Raw genomic sequence first — 2,540 nt, 5'->3', positions numbered from 1 at the left:
CACGCCGGTCGCGCGATAGCCCAGCCGCACCGGATCGGGGCCGAGGTCGTCGGCCGCACGGATCGCCATGCGCAAGACCATGCCGCGCGGGCTGAGCGTCCAGCCCGCCACCCAGTCGATGAACCGCATCAGCGCCGGCCCCAGCGCCGGCGCGTCGCGTTTGGCGAGAACGGCCTTGAGATTGGCGCCGGCCGCCGTTTGGCGCAGCGCCCAGACGACGCCGACGGTCTCGCGGGTTCCCAGCGGCACATCCACGAGATCGCCGGGTTTCAACGAGAGGCCGGTCGGCACGCGGTATGAATAGGCCGTATCCACCGCAACGGGCGCGACGACGTCGACGACCATCGGTCCCGATCCCGACCTGGTCGACTCGACAGCGGAATCAGGCCTCGCGCTCATTTGGACTGATTAACACCCACGCCAGTGAACTGACATGGAAATAAAATCTCTTGTAACAAGAAATGGCCGCCATCAGCGGAACCGATTGAAACTGTCCAAGCTTTGTGTTTCCGTGAGCTCCGGGGTCGTGAAATTGTCGGGGCTGACTGATGAATCCGCTTGTCCTTGCTTTCGGTGCATTTGTTGTTAGCGTTGGCGTCGCGAATGCAGACGATGTCATAAGATTAAAGGCTATCGATTTAGCTGCACAAACGCATAAATGGGATGGAAAGACGGTCGAAACAGAACTTTTGTGTTTCTACGCTGATTTGAATGAATTTCGCTGCGTGGGATCTAGTGTAAGAATCGATTTCACTAAGCTAACACCTGACGATGCACGAAAGAAAATTGAAAGAGATTGCGATACGATGAGCAAGGCGATGCGACCTGCTTGCATCAAACGCATACGATTCATCTATTCGGGATTTACATCTGAGGAAACGTCTGAAGGCAAGAAACTTACCCTCATCCAAACAAAAGATGACGCTGGCGAAATCGTAGCCAAGTGACATCGATAGATAGGTTTTAGCGCGCTTAAAAAACGCCCGCAACGCGAAGCGCGTGTTGTGGGCCCGGTTACTCCACGCATTCGGGGTAGACTAAGGCCTTGAAAGGCACTCGTCATCGGGGACGAGGGCCTTTCAGGAGCGGAGATCCGTCTCGATCAGCAAGCGACGCGGATGCGGCGGTAGCCACGGAAGCGGCCCCAATCGTCATAGACGGCGGTGCGCTGCACGCAGGTGTTGTAGTAGCGCGGCTGGGCGTTGGCGGCGCCGGCGGCGAGCGCGCCCAGAGCCAGACCGCCGATAACGCCGCCCGCGATCGCGCCGGCGCTCGGGCCGTCGCTGTAGCACGTCCAGCCGTTGCACCAGGCGGCGGCGGGGGTGGCGGTGGCGGTGACGGCGCCGCCGAGCGTGAGGGCGGCGATGGAAGCGGTGACGATCTTGCGGGTGCGGGTCATGGCTCTCTCCTGAAGTGACGCCGTCGTGTTCGGCGTTGGGATGAAGCTAACCGGGCAGGCGTCCGGCCGATGTGTCCGAACGCACGACTCGCAAATAGGGCCTCGAGTTCCCATGGAAAGGCCGCAATCGTCCGGGCCGCGCGGCGGGCCGAAGGATGTCGACAACGCTTGGCCCGCCCTCGCGCTTTGAGACGCCGCTACACGGCTCCTCAGCGGGAGGGCTGCTCGATTCTCTGCAAAATCAGGGACTCATGGCGAGGAGGCGGCCAAGCCGCCGTCCCGAACCATCGCCACAACAGCGAAACTTTGAAGCCGGGTCAGTCGCTCAGGCGAGCGCCGACAGCTTCCCGAGCTTGTCCGCGACGAGATAGTAGAAAGCGACCCGCGACTTGTCGTGATCGCCCTTCATCGTCTCGCAGACCGACTTGATGGCCGCGTCGAGTTCGGCGTCGCCGGACAGGCCGAGCTTCTTCTTGCACCAGCTCTCGCGCACGGTCTTCAGCTCGTCGGCGTCCGAGCAGGACACGAGCGAGGAATCGCGGTTGCGCAGCGCGATGCCGAGATGCTTGACGATTGCCGCGACGACCTTGTCGTCGGCGTTCGGGGCGTATTTCTTGACGGCGGCGGCATGATCCATGTTGCGCTCCTCGAATCGGCCGGAGAGCCAGAGATTACACGCAATCGCCGCGTCAGGAAGCCGCAAGCTTGGGCAGACCTCAGGCGAACTGCCCGTGGCAATGCTTGTACTTCTTGCCCGAGCCGCACGGGCAGGGCTCGTTGCGCGAGACCTTGCCCCAGCTCGCAGGATCGTTGGGGTCGCGCGCAGCCGCGGGAGCGCCCGCCGGCGCCATCAGCGCCTGCGGCGCGAAATCGCCGGAGGCGATGCGCGAATTAATCTCGGCCAGCGCCATTTCGTCCTCGCCGGTCGTGGCGTCGATGTGGTGGCCCTCCATCGGCGGCAGTTCGCCGGGCGCCGGTTCGAAGGCGACTTCCACCCGCATCGTCTGGCCGGTGGTGATCTCGTCCCAGCGCTCCATCATGCTGCGGAACAGGTCCAGCGCCTCGGATTTGTATTCGTTCAGCGGATCGCGCTGCGCATAGCCGCGCCAGCCGATCACCTGCCGCAGATGGTCGAGCACGA

The 2,540-nt window shown here is 62.5% G+C and carries 4 protein-coding genes and 1 pseudogene; 1 reads left to right on the top strand and 4 read right to left on the bottom strand.

Annotated elements, in window-relative coordinates; genetic code table 11:
• Positions 1–345 (bottom strand): annotated as a pseudogene (locus tag QM712_RS36180) (primosomal protein N'); the annotation flags it as partial.
• Between the two features lie 203 nt (positions 346–548).
• Between QM712_RS36180 and QM712_RS36175 the strand changes: the two are divergent.
• Positions 549–947 carry a hypothetical protein gene (locus tag QM712_RS36175; RefSeq protein WP_415027926.1) on the top strand — a complete coding sequence of 133 codons (399 nt, stop codon included), beginning with the start codon at positions 549–551 and terminating at the stop codon, positions 945–947.
• A gap of 155 nt (positions 948–1,102) precedes the next feature.
• Here the strand turns inward: QM712_RS36175 and QM712_RS36170 are convergent, their stop codons facing one another.
• From QM712_RS36170 to QM712_RS36160, 3 genes are all read right to left on the bottom strand, one after another.
• Positions 1,103–1,399: a hypothetical protein gene (locus QM712_RS36170; protein ID WP_415027925.1), complete on the bottom strand. Its 297-nt coding sequence runs from the start codon at positions 1,397–1,399 to the stop codon at positions 1,103–1,105.
• A gap of 325 nt (positions 1,400–1,724) precedes the next feature.
• Complete coding sequence (locus QM712_RS36165; RefSeq protein WP_415027924.1) at positions 1,725–2,036, bottom strand: DUF2853 family protein; 312 nt, start codon at positions 2,034–2,036, stop codon at positions 1,725–1,727.
• Positions 2,037–2,115: 79 nt separating this feature from the next.
• On the bottom strand, positions 2,116–2,540 hold a 425-nt coding region (locus QM712_RS36160; RefSeq protein WP_415027923.1), incomplete at its 5' end, for an SEC-C metal-binding domain-containing protein.

Source organism: Bradyrhizobium sp., from assembly GCF_047605465.1.
Lineage (GTDB): Bacteria > Pseudomonadota > Alphaproteobacteria > Rhizobiales > Xanthobacteraceae > Bradyrhizobium.
This window is presented reverse-complemented; position numbering and strand designations above follow the sequence as displayed.